The sequence below is a fragment of the Pseudomonas sp. SZ40 genome (assembly GCF_052958135.1).
In genome coordinates this window covers 26,076-48,016 of sequence record NZ_JBQWIF010000014.1, presented here as the reverse complement: position 1 = coordinate 48,016, position 21,941 = coordinate 26,076, and the positions used below count along the sequence as shown (strand labels likewise).

Genomic DNA, 21,941 nt, shown 5'->3' with positions numbered 1-21,941 from the left:
CGCAGGCAGCCGAACGCGGCGCGCATGCACGGGGCAGGCACGGAAAGTCTCGGCTGATGGGAAGAATGCGCAACGTTCGGCTGCGCGGAAGGCTTGCACCGGGCGGCGCTGCCTTTGGGAAGTACCGCCCTCGTCCATAACGGCGAGGGCGATCGTCTACTGTCGCTGTCCATGAAGACCGGATAGTGGGAAACAGACCACGCAATCTACTGGAGCGCGAGTCACACTGAAAGCGCTGAGTTTGTAACGGCGCTTTACCAGTAGTTTTCCACGGCCACCTGCCCGGGGCGCCGGGTCAGGCTCAAGTTCAGGCCCCGGGCCTTCAGGCGCTGGCGGATATCGTCGATCATCTGCGGGTTGCCACAGATCATCAGCCGCGAGTGCTCAGGTGCCAGTTCCAGACCAGCGGCACGTTCCAGCTCACCGCTGTCGAGCAGTTCGGTGATGCGGGCATTCAGGCAACCCGGCGCCTGTTCGCGGGTAACCACAGGCAGGTAGGTGAGTTTGTGGGCGTATTCGGCCAGATGCTCAAGTTCGGCGAAACCCTGAATCATCTCCTGGTAAGCCAGCTCGGCGACCGAGCGCGCGCTGTACACCAGCACGATGCGTTCGAAGCGTTCCCAGATTTCGAAATCCTGCAGCATCGACAGGAACGGCGCGATACCGGTGCCGCTACCCAGCAGCCAAAGATCGCGGCCATCGATGAAGCGGTCGAGGGTCAGGTAACCCGTCGCCATCTTCTCCACCAGCAAGCTGTCGCCTGCACGCAGACGGCTCAGCTCGCTGGTGAACTCGCCACCCGGCACGACGATGGAAAAGAACTCCAGATGCTCGTCGTGGGGCGCCGAGACCAGCGAGTAGGCACGCCAGACGACGGTGCCATCGGCCTTTTCCACACCGAGGCGGACGAACTGCCCGGCGCGGAAACGAAATCCCGCGTCCCGGGTGGTACGCAGGGTGAACAGCGTGGGCGTGAGGGTCTGTACGTCGAGAAGGGTCTGGCGGGTGAATTTGTCTTCGCTACTCATCGGCGGCTCCATCGGGACTCATGCCCCTAGTGTCGCGCAAAGCCACGCGGCTAAACACCGGCAAAGATCAGGGGCAACGCTTGGGCGGGTTCGGTGGGGCAGCGGTTTTGAGGTAATTGGTGGATAAGCTTCGCGTTATCCACCCTACTGGCTGACACCACTGTGTATGTGGGAGCGGGCCATGCCCGCGATTCGCGCGCATGGCGCGCTCCCACAGGAGATCCCTGTAGCCCGGGTCAAGCTCAGCGACACCCGGGGAACGGACCCATCCACCGCCCACAAAAAAGCCGACCCGCAGGTCGGCTTTCTCTTAACAATGCAGCTAGCGCTTACAGCGCGTCGCGGCTGCTTGCGCCATCCACAAGACGGGCGATGCCCAGCGGGTTGCCGTTCTTCAGGGCGTCGGGCAGCAGCGCGTCCGGGCAGTTCTGGTAGCAGACCGGGCGCAGGAAGCGGTCGATGGCCAGGGTGCCGACCGAGGTACCACGGGCATCGGACGTCGCCGGGTACGGGCCGCCGTGAACCATGGAGTCGCAGACTTCCACGCCGGTCGGGTAGCCGTTGAACAGCACGCGGCCGACTTTCTGTTCGAGCAGTGCGAACAGCTCCTCGCTGCCAGGCAGATCGCCCGGCTCGGTGAGGAGGGTCGCGGTCAGCTGTCCGTGCAGCCCTTTGATGGCGATCAGCAACTCGGCCTTGTCGGCCACTTCGACGACGATGGTGGTCGGGCCGAAGACTTCCTCCTGCAGCCGTTCGTCGCCGTCGAGCAGCAGACCGACATCGGCCTTGAACAGTTGCGGGCGCGCTTGGCTGCCCTCCTGCCTGGCCCCGCTCAGGTGGGTGATGCCGGGGTGTGCCGCGAGCGCCGCCAGGCCTTTGCCGTAACTCTCGAGACCGCCGGCATTGAGCAGGGTCTGCGCCGGTTGATCGGCCATCTTGGCGGTCAGGCTTTCCAGAAAGGCGCTGAACGCCGGCGAGCGGATGCCGATCACCAAGCCCGGGTTGGTGCAGAACTGGCCAGCGCCCAGCACCACCGACGCGGCCAGCTCGCCGGCAATTTGCGCGCCACGCGCTTTGAGGGCCTCGGGCAGCACGATGACCGGATTGATGCTGCTCATCTCGGCGAACACCGGGATCGGCTGCGGGCGGGCTGCCGCCATGTCGCACAGAGCACGGCCACCACGCAAAGAACCGGTAAAACCGACGGCCTGAATGGCGGGATGCTTGACCAGTGCGGCACCGACGATGCCCCCGTAGATCATGTTGAACACGCCTTTCGGCATGCCGGTTTTCTCGGCAGCACGCAGCAGCGCCGCGCCAACAAGCGCCGTGGTGGCCATGTGACCGGGGTGGGCCTTGAACACCACCGGGCAGCCAGCGGCGAGCGCGGAAGCGGTGTCACCACCGGCCGTGGAGAAAGCCAGCGGGAAGTTGCTGGCGCCGAACACCGCGACCGGGCCAAGGCCGATGCGGTACTGGCGAATGTCCGGGCGTGGCAGCGGTTGACGATCCGGCAATGCGCGATCGATGCGCGCGCCAAAGAAGTCACCACGGCGCAGCACTGTGGCGAACAGGCGCATCTGCCCGCTGGTACGGCCGCGCTCGCCCTGAATGCGGCCCGCGGGCAGCGCGGTTTCCCGGCAGACGGTGGCGACGAAATCGTCCCCCAGGGCGTCCAGCTCGTCGGCGATGGCGTCGAGAAAATCCGCGCGTTTGCCCGCCGACAGGCTGCGGTAAGTCGGGTAGGCGGCGGCGGCAGCTTCGGCAGCGGCGTCGACCTCTTGCGCAGTGGCCTCGGCGAATTCGTACGGCAAGGTTTCACCGCTGGTGGCATCGACGCTCTGCAGTTTCACGGAGCCGCGGGCGCTGTAGGCACCACCGATGATGTTATGGCCGTTGACGGACATGAAATATTCCTCCTGGTTAGAACCAAGCGGGACCAAAACTGGCCCCGGCATGGATAACGATGGATGGTTTACAGGGCAGTCACGCCGCCCGGCTCGAGCGGCTCGTCGGCCGCCACCAGCCCATTGCGCAAGGGTGCGCCGAACTCGTTCATTTCGATCTCGAAGGTATCGCCCGGCTGGGCCTTGATACCGTCTGCATAGGACAGCGTAGCGGTTCCGAAATAATGCACGTGCACGTCGCCGGGACGCAGGAACTGCTGGTACTTGAAGTGGTGGAACTCCAGGTTCTCCAGGCTGTGACACATGTTCTCCTCGCCACTGAGGAACTCCTTCTCCCACAACACCTGGCCGCCACGATGAATGCGGCTGGTGCCGGACAGGTGGGCTGGCAGTTGACCTACGCGCAGCTCAGGGCCATAGGCGCAGAAACGCAGCTTGGAGTGAGCCAGGTACAGGTAGCTGCGCCGCTCCAGCACGTGGTCGGAGAACTCGTTGCCCAGCGCGTAACCGAGGCGGTAAGGCTTGCCGTCATCGCCGATGACGTACAAACCGACCAGCTCCGGCTCCTCGCCACCATCCTCGGCGAACACCGGTACCGGCAGGTCGGCACCGGGGCGCACGACGATGCCGCCATCGCCCTTGTAGAACCATTCCGGCTGCGCGCCCACCTTGCCAGCGCCAGGTTTGCCGCCTTCGAGCCCCCAGCGGAACATGCGCATGGTATCGGTGAGGGTGGCTTCGTCCTGGGCCTTCTGCTGATGCATCTTGTCGCGGGTCGAGGCGCTGCCAAGGTGGGTCAGGCCTGTGCCGGTGATCAGGCAATGCGCCGGGTCCTCGTGATCGAGCGGCGGCAGGATACGACCGCCTTGCTGCAACGCCTCATAAGCCGGGCCGGCCTCGCTGCCACGGCTGTCGACTTCGTCCTGCAGGCTGCGCCCGGCGCGGATGGCGGCCAACGCCAGCTCGCGAGTGCTGCCAACGCCGCGAACGATGCGGATGGCATCGCCTTCGACGACGCCAACCTGACGCAGGCCTTCGGTGGATTCGAACTGGATCAGTCGCATGGCTTGTCTCTCTTGTTGGATGGCTTGCCCATAGGGATACAGAGCAGACTTTACGAAGCGAGCGCCAGCCTGCCTAATGACAGCCTCTGATCAAGCAATAACTATTGGTTATCCCCATGATCGCTTCCCTACCCGCTCTGGTTTCCCGACTGCGCCTGAAACAGCTGCGCTTGCTGATCGCCCTCGACGAACAGGGTTCGCTGCACAAGGCAGCCGACGCTGTGGCGATCAGCCAGCCAGGCGCGACCAAGGCGCTCAACGAAATTGAGTCGGCGTTCGGCATGCGCCTGTTCACCCGTACCAGCCAGGGGCTGGAGGCAAATGATCTGGGCCGCTGCGCGATCCGCTACGCGCGACTTATCCACAGCGATCTGGCCCACCTGCGCGAGGAAATGCTGGGCATTCTGCAAGGCCAGGGCGGCCGCCTGGTGGTGGGCGTGATCATGGGCGCTGTGCCGCACCTGACCCGCGCGCTGTCGCGCTTGCGGGCGCGGCAACCGGAGCTGTCGGTGGAAATCGTCGAAGACACCAGCGCACGCCTGCTCAGCCTGATCGACCAGGGTCGCCTGGATCTGGCGATCTGCCGCACCAGCGTCAGCCGCAGACCGGACGACTACGACTGCCTGAGCCTGCACGAGGAACAGCTGAAGGTAGTGGCCAACCCCGCGCACCCGCTGGCGGCCACTCCGGGCCTGAGCCTGGCGCAGCTGGCCGCTTACAGCTGGGTGGTGTTCCCGGCGAACATGCCGATGCGCCTGGTGCTGGAGCGGGCGTTCAGCGATGCCGAGCTGGAATTCCCGCGCTACCCGCTGGAAACCGCCTCGACCTTCGCCACCCTGATGCTGCTGCAGGAAGACCCGAACCTCGTCGCGCTGATGCCACGGGAAACGGCTCAATACGCGGCACGCTCAGGCCAACTGGCATGCCTGGAACTTGCCCAGGCACTGCATAGCGAGCCCTATGGCGTGATCAGCCGCCATGGCTCGCCGCTGTCGTCACCTGCCCGCTTGCTGCTGGAGGAGCTGCGCGCTTCGTAGCTTGGGTCGGGCCACGTGGGTGTAACCATCACCATGGAGGAACTGTGCCCCATCCTCTGGCCCCGAATTCGTGTGGGAGCACGCCATGCGCGCGAAAGAATCGCGGGCATGGACTAGGCGTCCCCGCCCGCTCCCACAGGAATACGCATTAAGCCGGCGTAATCGATCAGCGACGATTGACCGTCTGCGCCGCGCGCAGCACGTCGGCACCGATCTCGGCTTCGAACGCCTGCCATACCGGACGCATCGCTTCACGCCAGGCGCTGCGCTGCTCGGGGGTCAGTGGCAGGATCTGACTGCGACCGCCAGCGACGATCTGCTCGCGGCTCTTGCGGTTCTGCTCTTCGGCGTCCTGGTTCACCTTGAAGCTGACCTCTTCGATGATCGCTTCGAGCTGCACACGCACCTGATACGGAATGCTGACCCAGAACTTGGAATTGCTGATCAGCATGTAGTTGAGCGAGCCATGATTGGTTTCGGTGATGAACGGCTGCGCGCTATCGAGCTTCTGGCTCGCCAGGTTCGACCAGGGGTTTTCCGCGCCTTGTACGGTGCCCTTCTGCAACGCCGCCAGGGTGTCACTGAACGCGATCTTGCTGGTGCTGGCGCCGAGCTGCGCGAACTGCGCTTCCAGTACCGGCGACGGCTGAATGCGGAAGGTCAGGCCTTTGGCATCGGCAGGCAACTTCAGCGCGCGGTTGGCGGAGAGCTGCTTCATGCCGTTGTTCCAGTAAGCCAGGCCGTAGATGTCGTAGCCCGCCATGGAGCGCAGCAGCTCGCGGCTCTTCTCGCGCTTCTGGAAGCGCTTGACGGCGTCCAGATCGTCGAACAGGAACGGCAGGTCGAACACCTGCAGTTGCTTGGTGTAGGCATCGAATTTCGACAGCGAAGGCGCCAGCAGTTGTACCTTGCCGTCGCGCAGGGCCTGCAGCTCGTCGTCGTCACCGAACAGGGTGGAGTTGGGGTAGACCTCGACCTTCACCTGGGCGCCGAGACGCTCCTCCACCAGTTGTTTGAACAGCAGGGCGCCACGGCCCTTGGGCGTATCGTCGGCAACCACGTGGGAGAACTTGATGACGATGGGTTCCGCAGCGGATACCGACGTACAGATCAGCAGCAGAGCAGACAGGGCAATGGTGACAACGGACTTGAACATGCAACACCTTGGCAATGGCAGGCAACGGCGCATGCACGAGGCAGGCACCTGAAGGAAATGGGTTATCGAGTGACCTCAACGAGGCATCGGCAAAGCGCTGTCGGCTACGCCCGGCACGTGGCTCGGGTGTGCGACTATTATTGGAGGGGCTGCACGGGAGGGGCCTTGGGCTCGACCTTATCGGCAGGGGCGCGATTCTTGTCGATCCCCCGCCGCGGAACAAGCGGCAATAACGCCAACTGCAGCACAGCTTGAAGATTCGCTGCCCGCGCCATGGCAGAATGCGCGCCGCCACACCCACCACGAGATCAGCATGTCGTCGTCCTTCGTCACCCCTTTCGCCACCCTGGAACTGCAGCGCCAGCCCGAGCAACCCGGCATGCCGCTGCAAGCCTTCGATGCCGCCGATGCCTACCTGCTCGAACAGGCACGGACGCTTGCGGGCAGCGCGCGCGTGCTGCTGCTCAACGACAGCTTCGGTGCCCTGGCCTGCGCCCTGGCCGGCCGCACCCAGGTGACCAGCAGCGGCGACTCGCATCTGGGCCACCTGGCGCGCAACGGTGTTGCCGAGGATGCCGTGAGCTTCGTGCCGGCCAGCGCGCCGGTGAGTGGCCCTTTCGATCTGGTGCTGATCCGCGTGCCGAAAACGCTGGCCCTGCTCGAGGAACAACTGATCCGCCTGCATGGCCAGTTGGCGCCTGGAGCTCAGGTAATCGCTGGCGGCATGATCAAGCATCTACCGCGCGCGGCTGGCGATCTGCTGGAGAAATACATCGGCCCGGTGCAGGCTTCGCTGGCCGTGAAAAAAGCCCGCCTGCTGCACGCAACGCCAGAAGCCAAAGCGGCGCCGACGTCGCCCTACCCGACCCGCTATCGCCTCGACAAGCCGGCGCTCGAACTGAGCAACCACGCCAACCTGTTCTGCCGAGAAGGGCTGGATATCGGTACCCGCGCCTTTCTGCCTCATCTGCCCAAACACCTGGACGACCGTCGGGTCGCCGACCTTGGCTGCGGTAATGGTGTGCTGGGCATCGCCTACGCATTGAGTAGCTCCAGCGCCGAGCTGACCCTGGTGGACGAGTCCTACATGGCCGTGCAATCGGCTCGGGAGAACTGGCGCGCAGCCTTGGGCGAGCGACCGGTGACCATTCGCGCCGGTGACGGCCTGGCCGAGCAGGAGGCCGACTCGCTGGACCTGGTGCTCTGCAACCCGCCCTTCCACCAGCAGCAGGTGGTCGGTGATTTTCTCGCCTGGCGCATGTTCCAGCAGGCCCGCAACGCACTGGTCACCGGCGGCGAACTGTGGATCGTCGGCAACCGCCACATGGGTTATCACACCAAGCTGGCGCGGCTGTTCCGGGGTGTCGAGCAGGTGGCGGCAACGCCAAAGTTCGTGGTGCTGAAGGCGACGAAGTAACACCATTGGAGTCGAGAGAATGAGCGAGCATTGCGAAGGGGGGGAAGTATCACTAAAGTGATACTTTAATTTACGCGTCGGGTCCCCACCATGAAAGTCGAACTGGTCACCAACCTGAAGCGACAGGCCACCAAGATCCTTGCCGATCTTCACGAATCCAAAGAGCCCATACTGATCACAGAGCATGGAATCCCCTCGGCTTATCTGGTGGACGTCGATGACTATCAGTTCATGCAGAAACGCCTTGCACTGCTGGATGCCCTCGCGCGAGGCGAACGAGCCGTGGTCGAAGGCAATACCATCAGCCATGAACAGGCCAAGGAACGGCTGAGCAAATGGCTGAAATAGTCTGGACGACCCCCGCGCTCGAACAACTCGAGGATCTGGCGCAGTACATAGCCCTCGACAAACCGGATGCCGCACGAGCACTCGTCAAAAAGGTGATTGAAGCGGTCGCACGATTGGCCGAATTCCCGATGTCCGGCCGCGGTCCTGCCGAGTTGCCAAACGCTCTCTATCGCGAAGTCGTCGTCCCGCCCTGCCGGATTTTTTACCGCGTTTCGGATACAACGGTTTTTATCATCCACATCATGCGAGAGGAGCGCGTATTACGCGCCCATATGCTCGAGTGAGCCTCATTGGTAACGGCAAATCATGGATGAGCATTGATCAGCACACGCGGCTGGCCTTCCCCGGGTATCGCTGCGCTCGACACCGGGCTACCAGAGTCACCCGTAGCCTGCGGTTGATCGCAGCGATACCCAGGAATATCTTCCTTACAACGTCAGGGTAAACCGCGACAGCAAGGCGCCGGGCAGCGCCATCGAGCCGGTCTGGCGGGCGCCGTAGGTGCCGTTGGGCAGCAGCAGCTCCGGTTCACGGGTCAGGGCTTCCAGGTTCGGGCCGAGGAAATCGAACAGCGAATCGTCGAAACGCATGGTGTTGACCGGTGCCTGGATGCGGCCGTCTTCGACCCAGAAAGTGGCGAAGCGGGTCATGCCGGTCAGGCGCCCGGCCGGCAGGTCGGAGAAGTTGCTGTACCACAGGTTGCCGATATACAGCCCGGTGCCGAGGCGCTGCAGAATCTCGCCCTCCTCCAGCTCGCCGCCATGCAGGTGCAGCGAGAACGGGTACTCGCCGCTGCCCGCGCCGTTGGCGATCAGCCCATGTTCGGCGGCGCTGCGTGAGCTGACCAGACGCTCGCCCGGCTTGCCCTGGCTGACCAGGCGCAGTGGCTGACGTGGCCCCTCGCGGGTGAAGGCCGGCGCCAGGCCGCCTTCGATACGCTCGTCCAGCGTCACCTTGTCGCTCAAACTGGCGCTGCCGGCGAACAGCCGCTGCAGCGGGCTGCCACCGGTGGCCAGCGCCTCGGCGGAAAAGCCCCAGGCGAACAACCCGAACAATTCCTCCAGCGCCGCTGGCGTCAGGTAGGCGCGATACGCCCCTGGCTTCAGTTCATGGGCGGGTTTGCCGAGGTATTCCAACTGCTCACGGGCGAACGCCAACTTGCGGGCGAAGGCCTGAGCATCCCATTGCTCGCCGGCATAATTGCTTTTCACCGCCTGGCCGTTTTCGTGGAACAGGCTGAACTCGAAGTTGAAGCTGCTCGCCGCGTGCCAGCCGAAGGCGCCCCAGGAGCTGGCGAAGCCCTGGTATTGCGGCCCGGCGGCGTAGAAACCGACCAGATCCAGCCCGGCAGACGCCTCATTGATCTGCGCGATGGCCGCCTCGCTGTGCTGAACCGACTCACCCGCCGCCGTCTCACTGCACCACGCCTCGCGATTCAAGCGCAGGTAGGGATCATCGACCAGCGTCGGCACGACCACGCGCAACCGCTGCAGCGCCTGGTCGAGGCGCGGAAGGTCATCGTCGATCACCCCGCTGAGGGCCAGTTCGAAGTCGCCATGCCGCTCGCCCTGATACAGGGCCAGGGTGGCGTACACCTGCTGCACCTGGCCGGCCTGGCGCACGCGGGCGTGGTTGAAGCGGATAAAGTCCGAAGCCTCGGCCTGGTACTCCAGGGTAAAGCCCTCGCCGGCCTGCAGCTCGGCGTTCAGGTGCGCGAGCAGCGCCTCGAAATGCTGACGTGCTTCCATCAGGCAGCCCCTCCAAAGACATCGATATCGGCGAACACGCACGCCGGCGTGGCGTGGCCGACGCGGATCACCTGGTTCGGCTCGCCCTTGCCGCAGTACGGCGTGCCCAGCACCTCGAAGGTACTGGCATCGCCGACGGCCTTGAGGTTGCGCCAGAACTGCGCGGAGATACCGCGGTAGTTGGGGTTCTTCACCACGCCCTTGAGTTCGCCGTTCTCGATCAGCCGGCCCCACTCGCAACCGAACTGGAATTTGTTGCGCGCATCATCGATCGACCAGGAGCGGTTGTTGCTCATCAGGATGCCGTGCTCGATGCCGCCGATCATCTGCTCCAGGCGTTGCGTGCCAGGCTCGACATTGAGGTTGGCCATGCGGTCGAGGGTCGGTCGGTTCCAGCTGCAGGCACGGCTGTTGGCGACCCCCTCCAGACCGCTGCGCCACTGCGACAGCGCACCACCGAGCGGTCGCTGCAGGATGCCCTCGCGGATCAGGTACTCACGCTGCGCCGGCGTGCCGTCATCGTCATGGCGGTAGCTGGCCAGCTCGCCCGAAACCGTCGGGTCGAAGGTCACGTTGAGCAGCGGCGAGCCGTATTGATAGCTGCCGAAATCTTCCTGGCGAATAAAGCTGGTGCCGGCGAAATTGCGCTCGTCACCGAGGATACGATCCAGCTCCAGTGGATGGCCGATGGACTCGTGGATCTGCAGGATCATCTGATCCGGCATCAGCAACAGGTCGCGGTGGCCGCTCGGCGTATTGGGCGCCAGCAGCAACTGCAGCGCCTCGTCGGCGATACGGCTGGCGGTGCCAACCAGACCCAGATGATCGATCACCTCCGCACCGCCCTGGCGTGCCAGGTGAGTGCCGCCGAAGCTGCGGCTCTGGCTGTCGGCGCCATCGCTGGCGGTCACCCCCAGTTGCGGGAATACGTAGTGCTGGGCACGCCGCAAACGGGCACCGGCGCTGTTGAGGTAGATCTGCTCGGTGGCGGTGAAACTCAGGCCGGCGTACCAGTCCACCAGGCGCTCGTCACGCGGTACCCGCGCCGACTCGGCCGCCAGCAATTCGTACCAGTGCGCCGGGCTGGCCAGGGATCGCTCGTAGCCGGGCATCACGTCATCGGCCTGCTCATGGGGCACCGGTAGCTCGTGCATATCGAGCAGATTGCTACCGGCAAGCTGCCGAGCCAGCGCCTCGGCCCTGTCGAGCGCCGCCTGCAACCCAGCCTGGCTGAGATCGCTGGTCGCCGCGTAGGCCTCCACGCCAGCGACGCGCACGCTGAGCATGGCGCCCGCATCGTCGGAAAACGACGGCGCCCGCGCCACATTGCGGCGCACCCAATAGCGCTCGGTGGTTTCCCGCACATGGCGCAGCGACCAGAAATCGGCGGTGCAATGCAGGGCGGCGAAGCGGCGTTGCAGGGTTTCGCTGAAGGCGAACATGGGGGCTCCCTTGGTAGGCGGCATAGGGAGGCAGTATGGAAAGGATTGCCGGGATTGGGCAACCAGGGCGGCGGCGAGCATCGCGTAGACGGATGGCTATTTGATGGCGTAGTGTCAGAGCCGGCTTTGTATTGACACGCGATTTATAGCCAGCAGCGTACCGATTAACAAACGTCTCCCCGTCAGTGCAATGTGATTTTTCGGTATCGCTATGGTGGATGAAAAAAGCGTCATCCACCCTACTTACTAGCGAGCACGAACAGATGAGCTTATATAGTCGTGTACAGATGGCGGTTACCTGCCTATTGCTTTTGGTTATGACTGAGTCAATATCGCAATCTCACAGAGTTACATAAAAGCTTGAATAGCCAGGGAAGACAAATGAAACAACCAGCATTTTTGCATTCATTTGCTTACGGACTGATACTCAGCATCCCCTTAACACTTACATTTATCTCTGGCTTCTCATCCTCAGAGAACTCAAATGGTGAAAATAATTCATTTTTACTAACCACCTTAGTTATTGGTTTTTTATCACTACCCGGATCGCTTATATTATTTCTCATTGGTTTCACTGCAGCATTCTCGGGAAAAACAGGAGGAATGATCACAGTGGCATGCATAGCGCTATCCATTCCCAACGCTCATATCATGGGCATGCTCTATGCGCATATGTACAAGAAAATAAAGCAAAAAACCAAGAACCAGAACAACATTCTTCTTAGAGACTGCCCAAAGTGCTCATCCCCCATCAACACTCATGCGTGCATTTGCAAACACTGCCATAGCGCCGTAGAACCTCTTTATGTAAACAACCCAACCGCGAACAGACAGGTCATAAAAATATTAAAACTTCAGTCCCTAGGATTTCATGACAATGAAATTGCCAAAAAACTGAATGACGATGGAGATTTTTTCTCGAGGATCACTCGAATTGGGACAAGAAAAAAATAAACTCACTGATCACAAAACTGAAAACCCACAAAATATGAACCAACAACAATTATTCCATCACCGCGAACAACTTGGGCTCGATCGTTCCCACATTCTGCATGGAAAGGTTTCAACAGGACGCGTCCGAGGCATTGTCAGTTCGGCTCATAAATAGTACGCGGAGCGTCAAGTCTGCATTTCCAGGCAGCAAGTCGAAGGACATCCGTAGGGTGGACAACGCGAAGCTTGTCCACCATTTTCAAAACATTGTCCCGAATGAACTCGGGTTAGCCTGGGGTCAGTGCCTTGCTCCGGGGCTTGGCTGCGGGGCGTCTCGTCCTTACTGTGTCTCGCAAGATTGCCCCCTCCTCACAACCGCGAGCATCGACTCATGATGAAAAACCTGACCCTCTGCGCCATCACCACCCTGCTTATCGGACTGTCGGGTTTTGCCCAAGCCCAGGAAACGCCATCGCACCTGGACAAGGTGCTGGAGAAGGGGCTACTGGCGGTGTGCACCACCGGCGATTACAAGCCGTATACCTTTCTGCGCCAGGACGGTGAGTACGAAGGCATCGATATCGAAATGGCCCAGTCGCTCGCGCAGAGCCTCGGTGTCAAGGTGCAGTGGGTGCCGACCACCTGGAAAACCCTGATGCCGGATATGGTGGCGGGCAAGTGCGATATCGGCATGGGCGGTATCTCGGTGACGCTGGAGCGCCAGAAGAAGGCCTTTTTCAGCAGCCCCCTAGATGTCGACGGCAAGATTCCACTGGTGCGCTGTGAAGACGTGTCGCGTTACCAGACCGTCGAGCAGATCAACAGGCCAGAGGTGCGCCTGATCGAACCGGCCGGCGGCACCAATGAAGCCTTTGCGCGGGCCTACCTGCCAAAGGCTCAGCTGAATTTCCACGACAACAAGACCATTTTCCAGGAACTGCTGGATAAGCGCGCCGACGTGATGATCACCGACGCGTCCGAGGCCCTGTACCAGCAGAAGCGCATGCCCGGCCTGTGCGCCGTCAACCCGACGGACTATATGCAGTACGGCGAGAAAGCTTACCTGCTGCCTCGCGACGACATGACCTGGAAGGGCTATGTCGATCAGTGGCTGCATTTGAGCAAGGCCACCGGTGCTTATCAGAAGACGCTTGGCCACTGGCTGGCGGTACCGGGGCAGTAACGAGACACCGATCGTTCCCACGCTCTGCGTGGGAATGCATCAGCAGGACGCTCAGCGTCCGATTCCTCGACAGCCAAACTTGCAAATGAAATGCGGCGCAGAGCGCCACGGGAGGCGTTACCACGCGGAGCGTGGGAACGATCAAAATGGTGGATGGATAAAGCGTCATCCACCCTACGCCCTACCGACAAGTAGGGTGGACAACGCGAAGCTTGTCCACCATTCGTAACCCGAACAGCCCCATTGAGATCGCTCCCAAGCGAAGCGTGGCAACGATCCTCACCCTTACGGCGTACTCAACCCCGCCGCATTCATAAATAGCCGTAGCAGGTACGACACCAGCCCCAGGCTCAGCACGCTGACCGTCCAGATGCCGGCCAGCCAGGCGATGCGTTGCCAGAGGGGTTTCTTTTCGCTGGCCTTGTTCATCAGTGGTACCCCTGATCAGGCGTCACCTTGCCGCGGAATACGTAGTAGCTCCAGGCGGTGTAAACGAGGATGAACGGAATGATGAACAGTGCGCCGACCAAGGCAAAGCCCTGGCTCTGCGGGGGCGCGGCGGCCTGCCAGATGGTCAGCGAGCCGGGCACGATGTTCGGCCACAGGCTGATGCCCAGGCCGCTGTAACCGAGGAAGATCAGTACCAGGGTCAGTACGAACGGCTTGCTGTTGTCGTGGTTGGCCACCGAGCGCAACAGGTAGAAGAAGGTCGCCAGCACCAGCAACGGCACGGGCAGGAACCAGAACAGGTTGGGCAGGCTGAACCAGCGCTCGGCGATGCTCGCCTGGGACAGTGGCGTCCACAGGCTGACGATGCCGATCACGGCCAGCAACAGAAGCGCCAGGGGCCGGGCCATCCCGTGCATCTGTTGCTGCAGGCGCCCTTCGGTTTTCATGATCAGCCAGGTGCAGCCGAGCAGTGCATAGGCGGCGATCAGGCCCAAGCCGCTGAACAGCGGGAACGGCGCCAGCCAGTCCAGCGAGCCGCCGGCGAACGCCCGACCTTCGACCGGAATGCCTTCGATAAACGCGCCCAGCGCCACGCCCTGAAAGAAGGTCGCTGCCACCGAGCCGCCGATGAAGGCCTTGTCCCAGATATGCCGTTTGTGGTCGCGGGCCTTGAAGCGAAACTCGAAGGCCACGCCGCGAAACACCAGGCCCAGCAGCATGAACATCAACGGCAGATACAAGGCACTGAGCACCACCGAGTAGGCCAGCGGGAAGGCGGCGAACAGCCCGGCACCGCCCATCACCAGCCAGGTTTCATTGCCGTCCCAGACCGGCGCCACGGTGTTCATCATCACGTCGCGTTCGCCCTTGTCCGGCACGAACGGAAAGAGGATGCCGATGCCCAGGTCGAAGCCGTCCATGATCACGTACATCATCACGCCGAAGACGATGATCACCGCCCAGATGACGGAAAGATCGATACCCATGGTCATGCCCTCCCGGTTGCAGTGCGGGTGATCGAATCGTTGTCGTCCAGGCCTTCCTTCGCGGCGGACAATGGCCGCGCCTGCGTGTGCCGGGTGCCCGGCCCGCCATCATCCTGATGATCACCTTCGCCGCTGACCGGCCCTTTGCGCACCAGGCGCATCACGTAGCTCATGCCGGCGCCGAACACGGCGAAGTAGACGACCACGAACAGCACCAGGGTGATCCCCAGTTGCGCCGCGCTGTGCATCGACACACCGTCGGCGGTACGCATCAACCCGTAGACCACCCAGGGCTGGCGGCCGATCTCGGTGGTGAACCAGCCGGCGAGGATGGCGATCAGGCCAGACGGCCCCATCCACAGGCAGAAATACAGGAACGGGCGCGACTGGTAGAGGCTGCCGCGCCAGCGCAGCCAGAGGCTCCAGAGCCCAGCCAGGATCATCAGCATGCCCATGGCGACCATCACCCGAAACGACCAGAAGACGATGGTCGAGTTGGGCCGATCCTCCTTGGCGAACTCCTTCAGCGCTGGCACCTGCTTGTCGAGGCTGTGGGTCAGGATCAGGCTGCCCAGGTACGGCACCTCGACCTTGAAGCGGGTTTCCTCGCGCTCCATGTCCGGCCAGCCGAACAGGATCAGCGGCGTCGGCTCGCCGGAGCTGTTGTCCCAGTGGCCTTCGATGGCGGCGATCTTCGCCGGTTGATGCTCGAGGGTATTGAGGCCGTGGAAGTCGCCGATCACCGCCTGTACCGGGGCGACCAGCAGCGCCATCCACAGCGCCATGGAGAACATCTTGCGCATCGCGGGGGTGTCGCGCCCACGCAGCAGGTGCCAGGCCGCCGACGCGCCAACGAAGAACGCGGTGGCGAGAAACGCGGCGGTGGCCATGTGCGCCAGGCGGTAAGGGAACGAGGGGTTGAATACCACGGCGAACCAATCCACCGGAATGACCCGGCCGTCGACGATCTCGAAGCCCTGGGGCGTTTGCATCCAGCTGTTGGAGGCGAGAATCCAGAAAGTCGAGATCAGCGTGCCGATCGCCACCATGATCGTCGAGAAGAAGTGCAGCCCCGGCCCCACGCGGCTCCAGCCAAACAGCATGACGCCGAGAAAGCCCGCCTCGAGGAAGAATGCGGTCAGCACTTCGTAAGCCAGCAGCGGCCCGGTGATAGAACCGGCGAAGTCCGAGAAGGCACTCCAGTTGGTGCCGAACTGGTAAGCCATCACCAGCCCGGAGACCACGCCCATGCCGAAGTTGACGGCGAAGATCTTCGCCCAGAAATGGTAGAGGTCGCGGTACACCGTTTCGCCGGTCTTCAGCCACAGCCCTTCGAGCACCGCCAGGTAACTGGCCAGGCCGATGGTGATGGCCGGAAAGATGATGTGGAAGGAGATGGTGAAGGCGAACTGGATGCGCGCGAGATCCAAAGCCTCTAGGCCGAACATGGGGCGTCCCTCGATCAGGTTATCGACTTTCTAGTTGTCTGCAATCCAGGCAGCGCGCAAAGCGCGTTGACCTGGATCAATCGTTCAACGAAAGACTACGCCCCGCCTCGGCGCTTGCCGCCGTGGTAGGTTGCCGCGCGACAGGCCGTCACGTGCGGCGTTATGCCTTGTTGGCGCGCTATCGGAGGCGGAGGCGTTGTATCGCAGGCTTGCCCGTAGCCACTGCACCATGGCCGTTGCGAGAGACTGGAAAGCAGAGTTGAGCGCCTGGCTGCCGGAAAAACGCCAAGTTACTCATCGATGGCGCGCCCCATCAACCGGGCAACGCCAGCCATGGACGACCTGTACGGCCACAGGTCGCCGGTGCAGTCACCAGTCGCTGCCCTGCCCCAGTAGGTCCAGCGCATGATGACGAAGCTCCAGTAGCCGCGGATCGTCGCGACGACGCGGATAGGGCCGCTCGACCTTCAGCTCCGCCAGCACCCGCGCCGGGCGTGCCGAGAACACCAGCACGCGGTCGCAGAGCAGCAGCGCCTCCTCGACGTCGTGGGTGACCAGCAGGGAGCTGTAGGCCTGTTGTTGCCAGAGGCGGATAAGCTCGCTTTGCATGGCGATACGGGTCAGAGAATCGAGCTTGCCCAGGGGTTCGTCGAGCAGCAACAGACGCGGCTCGTTGATCAGTGCGCGGGCCAGCGCCACGCGCTGCGCCATGCCGCCGGAGAGCTGACGCGGGTAGGCATCACGGAACTCCAGCAGACCGACCTTGCGCAGGGTTTCATCGACCCGGTGCTTCTGTTCCTTGAGCTGCCCACGTGCCTGCAGCCCAAGAGCCACGTTGTCCCACACGCTGCGCCAGGGGTAGAGCGTCGGATCCTGGAATACCAGCACCCGCGAATGATGCGGCCCCGGAATCGCCATGCCATCGGCCAGCAGGCTGCCGTTCTGCTGGTCCTCCAGACCTGCGACCAGACGCAGCAAGGTCGACTTGCCACAACCGGACGGGCCGAGCAGGCCGACGCTCTCGCCGGGCGCCAGTTGCAGATCGACTTTGTCGAGCACCGGCAGGCGGCTGTCGCCAAGATCGAAGGCATGGCTGAGGCCGCGAACATCCAGGGTCATGCCGGCTTCCCGATCCACGATTGCTTGCGCAACATTCACCATTTCACGCCCCCTTTCTGCCAGGACAACACCCGGTCACGAACGATGAACAGCAGGGTGATCAACCCCGAACAGAGCAGCGCCATGACCAGCAATGCCGCGTACATATTGGCATAGGCCGCCCAGCCCTGAGCCCATTGCAGGTACCAGCCGAGCCCCGCCTTGACGCCCATCATCTCGGCCACCACCAGCACCGAGAACGATGCGCCAAGGCCCATGAATAGCCCCACGAACACATGTGGCAGCGCTGCCGGGATCGCCACCCGCAAAATCAGAAAGCGCGCGTTGGCACCCAGGGTACGGGCCACTTCGTAGTAGGCCTTGTCGACGCTGGCCACACCGGACCAGGTCAATACCGTGACCGGAAACCAGGTCGCCAGGGCGATCAGAAACACGCTGGCACTCCAACTGCTGGGGAAGAAAAAGAAGCAGATCGGCAGCAGCGCCGTGGAAGGAATCGGCCCAAGAATGCGCAGCACCGGATGCACCCAATAGCCGATGCGCTGCGACCAACCAATCGCAACACCCGCAGCGAAGCAGCTGAGCCCCCCGATCACAACGCCGTTGACCAGCAGCCACAGGGAATGCAGCAGGCTCTCGCCGAGGCGCGCCCAGTCATCGACAAAAACCTCGATCAGCGCCTGGGGAGGCGCGAAGAACGGTACCGGCAGCACCACGACCTTGGCGGTGACCAGCAGCCAGACGCCCAGCAGCACGGGGAGCGCCGCCAACCAGGCACCGGTCGGGCGCAGACGCTCGACCAGCCTGCCGAACAGGCCCGGCAGGCTAGCCAGCAATGCCAGCAGCGCGCCAACGCCTGCGCCGAACAACGCCAACTCCTCAGTGAAGGGCCAGGGCTTGCCGCCGTCCGGATAGAACTGGGTGAACAACGCGAAGGCTGTCCAGCTCAGCGCTGCCAGCAGGCCTCCACGCCACAGCGGCACCGCGGTGCCTTGCGATGTGCGGCTTTGCTCAAGCGAATACGTCGGCATGGATGCTCTCCGCAAATTCCAGAGGATCGGTACGCGGGCGCAGTACTTCGACATTCTTGAGGTCGCGGGCATACACCGCGATCTCCTTGACGAAGGTGTTGCCCACCGAGTAGTAACCATGGGTGTGCTCGGTGAGGATGGCGTGCACCTCTTCCTTGGACGTGTTGATGGCGAACTTGAGAAACTCCTCCGCCACCGCGTCGGGGTTATGCGATGCCCAGGCGTGGGCCTGCAGGATCGAGTGGGTGATGGCCGCCGCCACGGGCGTGTCGTTGCGCGCCAGCTTACCGCTGACCCCGACCACGCAGCAGCTCATGTTGGCGTACTCCTCGATCATGTTGGTCGCCAGCTCGGCGAAGCCCGGCTGCTGCTTGACCCGATACATGAGCGGGTCGGAGCCGCTGGCGGCCTGGATCTCACCCTTCTGCAGGGCAACGCTGAGCAGATCGATGGGGTACACGCGCCAGGTCACGTCGCGCACTGGGTCTACCCCATGACGCTTGAGCATGAGCGAGAAGAAGTTCTTGTCGGCTGCGGCCATGTCGGTAACGCCGATAGTGGTGCCCTTCAGGGCCTCGAAGCTCTTCGGCCCATCCTCCAGGGTCAACAGGCGCAGGCAGCCGCCGTGAGTGCCGGCGGTCAGCTTGACGTCGAAGCCCTGTTCCAGCGCCTTCAGCCAGCGCAGCGCCATGCCGGTGGCGGCGTCCGCCTTGCCGGTGGCCATGGATTCGAGCAGCACCTCGGTGGAGTTGCCGAAGTTGACGAACTCCACGTCCAGGTTGTGCCGCTTGAAGATGCCCTGGCTGTCAGCCACCGCCACCGGCGCCAGGCACACCGCATTGAGGTTGGTGGCCAGCTTGATCTTGCGCGGTTCGGGCAACACCCAGCGATCACTTTCCAGATCCAGGCCGCTGCCAACTGGCTGAGCCCCGTGGCTGGCGTGCCCTGCGTGAGAACCGTGGTCAGCATGGCTGCTGCCGGCCCAGGCGAAGCGGCTGGCGAACGTAGCCGCGGTGGCAGTGCCCGCCAGGGCAAGCAGCTGTCGGCGGTTGAGCGGGGATATGGGCATGGCGCCTCCATTCGAAGAGAGTCGTGCATGCGCCGCGTGGTCGGGTAGCGTGCGGATAGAACGGCATGACGCGTTTCAAGGCCTGTGGGGCGAGCGTCGACAGAGAAGGCCTTAGACGGTATCGGCTCGACGCACCACATGGAAATTCAATTTAGGCATAACCTAATATGCCAATTTGGCAAATTGCTCGGACGCCGATGCTGGAAAGCCCGACAGCAGAAAACGATCACCTGGCGAGGGACGTGGCTTATCCTGCCGAGCCGCCGTCCTACCCGGCGCTGCCTGCTACAACCGCTGCCGGCTGTTCCCACGGAGATTTCCATCGATGCGTTCCCTGCCCCCCTTCGCTCTGCGCCCTCGCCACCTGCTGGCCGCCAGCCTGCTGACCTGCGCGGCACTTCCTGCCGTCCATGCCGAAACCAGGCCGGGCACCGTGCAACTGGAAGGCGTGCGGGTGACCGACCAGGTGCTGACCGAGCAGCAGGCGGCCGAAGAGCAGCTCAAGCAGGTACCGGGCGGCACCAACCTGGTGGACATGACGCGCGTCGAGCAGGGCCGCGTGGCCGGCAACCAGGATGTGCTGGCCTACCAGCCGGGCGTGTACGCACAGTCGCCTGGCAACGAGGGCATCAAGATCGCCATCCGCGGCTCGGGCATCAATCGCGGCACCGGCTCTCACGCCTCCGGCAACCACATCATGCTCGACGGCTTGCCTCTGACCGGCTCGGGCGGCACGCCTTATGAGCTGCTGGAGCCGCTGTGGATAAGCCGCGCCGAAGTGCTGCGCGGCGCCAATGGTTTCGACAAGGGATCACTGGCCCTGGGCGGCGCCATCGACTACATCACCCGCACCGGCCGTGATGCCGACAAGTTGCAACTGCGCTACGAAGCCGGCAGCCACGGTTACCAGAAACGCAGCATCAGCTCCGGCCAGGTGCTGGGTGATTTCGATTACTACATCAACCTCACCGACAGCCATTACGACGGTTATCAGGATCATGCCTCGGGCAAAGGCAAGGGCGTGGCCGCGAACGTTGGTTATCGCCTCAACGACAACCTGGAAACGCGCTTCTACCTGCGCTATCGGGAAACAGAGCATGACGTCCCGGGCCGCCTGAGCAAAGCGCAGATCAAGCACGACCCACGGGCTGCTGCCGCCAACAACCTGCGCATCGACGCGCACCGCGACCAACCCGGCAGCACCTGGCTGGCCAACAAGACCACCTGGCGGATCGACGATGACTCGACGCTGGTAGCCGGCCTGGCCTATCACCACTACCCGATGGATATCGTCGAGAACAGCTCGCCCAACGGCAACACCTACCGGGTGCGTGTGGATTACAGCGACGTCAGTGGCACCCTGAACTACAACCGCCGCCACACCTTGTTCGGGCTCGACAGCACCACCACCCTCGGCTTTCGCAGCACCACCAATCTGCCAAGCAGCAAGTCCAGAGAGAACGCAGCGTTACCCATAAGTTTCGGCCCTAGCGGCGGCCCGACAACCACTTATCCGGCCGGCACCCTGATGCGCGCCTATGAACACCTGGGCTCGGACAACGTGCTGCACGCCAGCAACGAAACCGAGCTGGTGCCCGATCTGTGGCTGACCACCGGTTTGGCGCTGATCTATACCCGCCGTCAGGTCGAGGTGACCTGGCCGGCCACCGACGACACGCTCAGCGAACACACTTGGGATTACGCCCCGCGCATCGGCCTGCGCTATCAGCTCAACCCCGAGGTGCAGCTGTACGGCAATATCAGCCGCTCGGTCGAACCGCCCCACGCCTGGTCGATGCTCTGGAGTTCGCCGCTGCGTTTCCCGGCCAGCAACCAGCCGTACAGCGCTCGCCAGCGCGCGCCGATCTCGATGGATAACCAGACCGCCACCACCTTCGAGATTGGCGGCCGTGGTGACTCGGCACTAGGCCAGTGGGACGCGGCCTATTACTACTCGGTCGTGCGCCACGAGCTGCTGACCGTACAGGTCGAGCAGAACGTGTTCTCCGAATCCAACGCCAGCCCCACCATCCACCAGGGCATCGAGCTCGGCCTCGACAGCCCGCTGTGGCAAGGCGGCGCAGCCGGTGATCTGGCCCTGCGCCAGGCGTATACCTTCAGCGATTTCCACTACCGCGACGACGACACCTACGGCGACAACCGCCTGCCCGGCCTGCCGCGTCATTACTACCAGGCCGAGCTGCGCTACAGCCACCCGAGCGGTTTCTACGCCGGGCTCAACACCCAGTACGCCTCGAAGGTTGCCGTGGATTACGCCAACTCCTACTACGCCGATGCCTACGCAATCTTCGGCGCGACCCTGGGTTACGCCTCGCCGAAAGACGACTGGCAGACCTGGCTGGACCTGCGCAACCTCACCGACAAGCGCTACGCCGCCACCGTCACGCCTGGCTACAACGACAACGGCGCAGACGTTGCCCGCTCCACCCCGGGCGATGGCTTCGGGGCCTTCGTGGGAGTCTCGTACAGTTTCAACTGACCCTCCCGCCGCATGCGAACCACCATTTTTTGAACGCCCTCACAATAGTTTTGATGAGCTATAGGGCCTGTCGAG

At 63.0% G+C, this 21,941-nt stretch carries 19 protein-coding genes; 7 read left to right on the top strand and 12 right to left on the bottom strand.

What is annotated here, in order from left to right; genetic code table 11:
• Positions 1–254: 254 nt before the first annotated feature.
• From ACT9T4_RS13190 to araD1, 3 genes are all read right to left on the bottom strand, one after another.
• Positions 255–1,028, bottom strand: coding sequence for a ferredoxin--NADP reductase (locus tag ACT9T4_RS13190; RefSeq protein ID WP_179539787.1), 774 nt, complete (start codon positions 1,026–1,028; stop codon positions 255–257).
• 329 nt (positions 1,029–1,357) lie between these two features.
• Positions 1,358–2,935 carry an aldehyde dehydrogenase (NADP(+)) gene (locus tag ACT9T4_RS13185; RefSeq protein WP_499117375.1) on the bottom strand — a complete coding sequence of 526 codons (1,578 nt, stop codon included), beginning with the start codon at positions 2,933–2,935 and terminating at the stop codon, positions 1,358–1,360.
• 68 nt (positions 2,936–3,003) lie between these two features.
• Entirely contained in the window at positions 3,004–3,999 is a 996-nt protein-coding gene (gene araD1 / locus ACT9T4_RS13180) for an AraD1 family protein (protein ID WP_499117373.1), read from the bottom strand.
• A 116-nt stretch (positions 4,000–4,115) separates the two neighbouring features.
• Here araD1 and ACT9T4_RS13175 point away from each other — a divergent pair, with 116 nt between their 5' ends.
• Positions 4,116–5,036: a LysR family transcriptional regulator gene (locus tag ACT9T4_RS13175; RefSeq protein ID WP_179539784.1), complete on the top strand. Its 921-nt coding sequence runs from the start codon at positions 4,116–4,118 to the stop codon at positions 5,034–5,036.
• A 166-nt stretch (positions 5,037–5,202) separates the two neighbouring features.
• Here the strand turns inward: ACT9T4_RS13175 and ACT9T4_RS13170 are convergent, their stop codons facing one another.
• A complete protein-coding gene (locus ACT9T4_RS13170; RefSeq protein WP_499117371.1) occupies positions 5,203–6,192 on the bottom strand; it encodes a DctP family TRAP transporter solute-binding subunit in 990 nt (329 codons plus the stop codon).
• 313 nt (positions 6,193–6,505) lie between these two features.
• Here ACT9T4_RS13170 and ACT9T4_RS13165 point away from each other — a divergent pair, with 313 nt between their 5' ends.
• From ACT9T4_RS13165 to ACT9T4_RS13155, 3 genes are all read left to right on the top strand, one after another.
• Positions 6,506–7,609: a methyltransferase gene (locus ACT9T4_RS13165; protein ID WP_499117369.1), complete on the top strand. Its 1,104-nt coding sequence runs from the start codon at positions 6,506–6,508 to the stop codon at positions 7,607–7,609.
• 90 nt (positions 7,610–7,699) lie between these two features.
• Positions 7,700–7,957, top strand: coding sequence for a type II toxin-antitoxin system Phd/YefM family antitoxin (locus ACT9T4_RS13160; protein ID WP_179539781.1), 258 nt, complete (start codon positions 7,700–7,702; stop codon positions 7,955–7,957).
• A complete protein-coding gene (locus tag ACT9T4_RS13155; RefSeq protein ID WP_042556558.1) occupies positions 7,945–8,241 on the top strand; it encodes a type II toxin-antitoxin system RelE/ParE family toxin in 297 nt (98 codons plus the stop codon). The genes ACT9T4_RS13160 and ACT9T4_RS13155 overlap by 13 nt, the downstream gene beginning before the upstream one ends.
• Before the next feature lie 144 nt (positions 8,242–8,385).
• Here ACT9T4_RS13155 and ACT9T4_RS13150 read toward each other — a convergent pair whose 3' ends face one another.
• Complete coding sequence (locus ACT9T4_RS13150; protein WP_042556557.1) at positions 8,386–9,705, bottom strand: TldD/PmbA family protein; 1,320 nt, start codon at positions 9,703–9,705, stop codon at positions 8,386–8,388.
• Positions 9,705–11,147: a TldD/PmbA family protein gene (locus ACT9T4_RS13145; protein WP_499117366.1), complete on the bottom strand. Its 1,443-nt coding sequence runs from the start codon at positions 11,145–11,147 to the stop codon at positions 9,705–9,707. The genes ACT9T4_RS13150 and ACT9T4_RS13145 overlap by 1 nt, the downstream gene beginning before the upstream one ends.
• A 381-nt stretch (positions 11,148–11,528) precedes the next feature.
• Here ACT9T4_RS13145 and ACT9T4_RS13140 point away from each other — a divergent pair, with 381 nt between their 5' ends.
• The gene (locus tag ACT9T4_RS13140; RefSeq protein ID WP_499117364.1) at positions 11,529–12,101 is read left to right on the top strand and encodes a hypothetical protein; all 573 of its coding nucleotides are present in this window, start codon (positions 11,529–11,531) and stop codon (positions 12,099–12,101) included.
• 373 nt (positions 12,102–12,474) lie between these two features.
• A complete protein-coding gene (locus ACT9T4_RS13135) occupies positions 12,475–13,263 on the top strand; it encodes a transporter substrate-binding domain-containing protein (RefSeq protein ID WP_499117362.1) in 789 nt (262 codons plus the stop codon).
• A gap of 285 nt (positions 13,264–13,548) precedes the next feature.
• On the opposite strand, the gene ACT9T4_RS13130 is transcribed toward ACT9T4_RS13135, so the two are convergent.
• The 6 genes from ACT9T4_RS13130 to ACT9T4_RS13105 all read right to left on the bottom strand — a co-directional run bounded on the left by ACT9T4_RS13130 (position 13,549) and on the right by ACT9T4_RS13105 (position 19,366).
• A complete protein-coding gene (locus tag ACT9T4_RS13130) occupies positions 13,549–13,692 on the bottom strand; it encodes a DUF2474 domain-containing protein (RefSeq protein WP_042556554.1) in 144 nt (47 codons plus the stop codon).
• Entirely contained in the window at positions 13,692–14,699 is a 1,008-nt protein-coding gene (gene cydB / locus ACT9T4_RS13125) for a cytochrome d ubiquinol oxidase subunit II (protein ID WP_179539776.1), read from the bottom strand. The genes ACT9T4_RS13130 and cydB overlap by 1 nt, the downstream gene beginning before the upstream one ends.
• 2 nt (positions 14,700–14,701) lie before the next feature.
• Positions 14,702–16,147: a cytochrome ubiquinol oxidase subunit I gene (locus ACT9T4_RS13120; protein WP_042556552.1), complete on the bottom strand. Its 1,446-nt coding sequence runs from the start codon at positions 16,145–16,147 to the stop codon at positions 14,702–14,704.
• 369 nt (positions 16,148–16,516) lie between these two features.
• Positions 16,517–17,308, bottom strand: coding sequence for an ABC transporter ATP-binding protein (locus ACT9T4_RS13115; protein WP_499117359.1), 792 nt, complete (start codon positions 17,306–17,308; stop codon positions 16,517–16,519).
• Positions 17,302–18,297, bottom strand: a complete 996-nt coding sequence (locus tag ACT9T4_RS13110; protein ID WP_499117357.1) for an ABC transporter permease — start codon at positions 18,295–18,297, stop codon at positions 17,302–17,304. The genes ACT9T4_RS13115 and ACT9T4_RS13110 overlap by 7 nt, the downstream gene beginning before the upstream one ends.
• On the bottom strand, positions 18,278–19,366 hold the full coding sequence (locus tag ACT9T4_RS13105; protein WP_499117355.1) for an ABC transporter substrate-binding protein: 1,089 nt from the start codon (positions 19,364–19,366) through the stop codon (positions 18,278–18,280). The genes ACT9T4_RS13110 and ACT9T4_RS13105 overlap by 20 nt, the downstream gene beginning before the upstream one ends.
• 325 nt (positions 19,367–19,691) lie before the next feature.
• On the opposite strand from ACT9T4_RS13105, the gene ACT9T4_RS13100 reads away from it, so the two are divergent.
• Entirely contained in the window at positions 19,692–21,866 is a 2,175-nt protein-coding gene (locus ACT9T4_RS13100; RefSeq protein WP_499117353.1) for a TonB-dependent receptor family protein, read from the top strand.
• The last annotated feature ends 75 nt before the right edge of the window (positions 21,867–21,941 follow it).